Raw genomic sequence first — 1369 nt, 5'->3', positions numbered from 1 at the left:
CCAACGGGTAAGCACGATTATGCTTGTTCACCGGGTTAAGGATGTTAAAAATGCCTTTTTCAATGTCTATCCAATATAGTTCCTGAGTTTTGGGAATCCACATCGAACCTTCAGCATTGACTGCCCCGGCCTCATACAACAAACTGGCTTCTTTAACCGGAACGTCCTGCCCTTTTACAGATACCCAACCACAGGCAAGGAATACACAAAGACTAAAAAGCCCTTTAGTAAAAATATGTTTTTTCATTATTCCTACATGATTAAATTTGTAATTGATTTTTTATTGCGAAGATATAAGTTTGACCATCACAAAAAACTTCCGGGATGAAATATTATCTGTCAGACTTATTATGTCATTTTGACATATTGGTGACAATTTTCTAAAAAGCCCTCCTTGGAGAATGCCAAAATTTCCTTTTTGACAAAGCTCAAAATCATGGCACAATCATTGAAAGGATATCAGCAGAAATTAAAAGTACAATAACTATAAAATAAAGAATATGAGCAAAATTATTGGCATAGATTTAGGAACCACCAATTCATGCGTAGCAGTGATGGAAGGTAACGAGCCGGTTGTTATTCCCAACAGCGAAGGCAAACGGACCACTCCTTCAATTGTTGCCTTTATTGATAATGGAGAAAGGAAAGTTGGCGATCCTGCAAAAAGACAGGCCATCACCAACTCACAAAAAACGGTTTATTCGATTAAACGTTTTATGGGCGAAACTTACGATAAAGTAACCAAGGAAATAGAACGTGTACCTTACAATGTAATTCGCGGGGACAACAATACGCCCCGTGTAAAAATTGAAGACCGTTTATATACTCCTCAGGAAATTTCAGCCATGATCCTTCAGAAAATGAAGAAAACTGCTGAAGATTACCTGGGCCAGGAAGTAACCGAGGCTGTCATCACTGTACCTGCTTATTTTAGCGATTCACAGCGACAGGCCACCAAAGAAGCCGGCGAAATTTCGGGTTTACATGTAAAGAGAATCATCAATGAACCTACCGCCGCAGCTTTGGCTTATGGCCTTGATAAAAAAAGCAAGGACATGAAGATTGCTGTCTTCGACCTGGGTGGGGGCACATTCGATATATCCATTCTTGAACTGGGTGATGGCGTGTTTGAAGTGAAATCAACAAACGGAGATACCCACCTGGGCGGTGACGATTTTGACCACGTCCTGATCAACTGGATGGCTGATGAATTTCAGAATGATGAAGGCGTTGACTTAAGAAAAGATCCTATGGCTTTACAGCGCTTGAAGGAAGCTGCAGAAAAAGCCAAGATTGAGCTTTCCAGTTCAACCACAACGGAAATCAACCTGCCTTACATTATGCCGGTGAACGGTATTCCAAAGCACCT

At 40.8% G+C, this 1369-nt stretch carries 2 protein-coding genes; one reads left to right on the top strand and one right to left on the bottom strand.

What is annotated here, in order from left to right; genetic code table 11:
- On the bottom strand, positions 1-247 hold a 247-nt coding region (locus tag Q8907_17045), incomplete at its 3' end, for a hypothetical protein (protein ID MDP4275977.1).
- 253 nt (positions 248-500) lie between these two features.
- Here Q8907_17045 and Q8907_17040 point away from each other — a divergent pair.
- Positions 501-1369, top strand: an 869-nt coding sequence (locus Q8907_17040) for an Hsp70 family protein (protein ID MDP4275976.1), incomplete at its 3' end; no start/stop codon positions are given.

It is taken from the genome of Bacteroidota bacterium (genome assembly GCA_030706565.1).
Classification (GTDB): domain Bacteria; phylum Bacteroidota; class Bacteroidia; order Bacteroidales; family JAUZOH01; genus JAUZOH01.
Note: the sequence above shows the minus strand (reverse complement) of the source record. Positions and strands in the feature narration are given on the sequence as shown.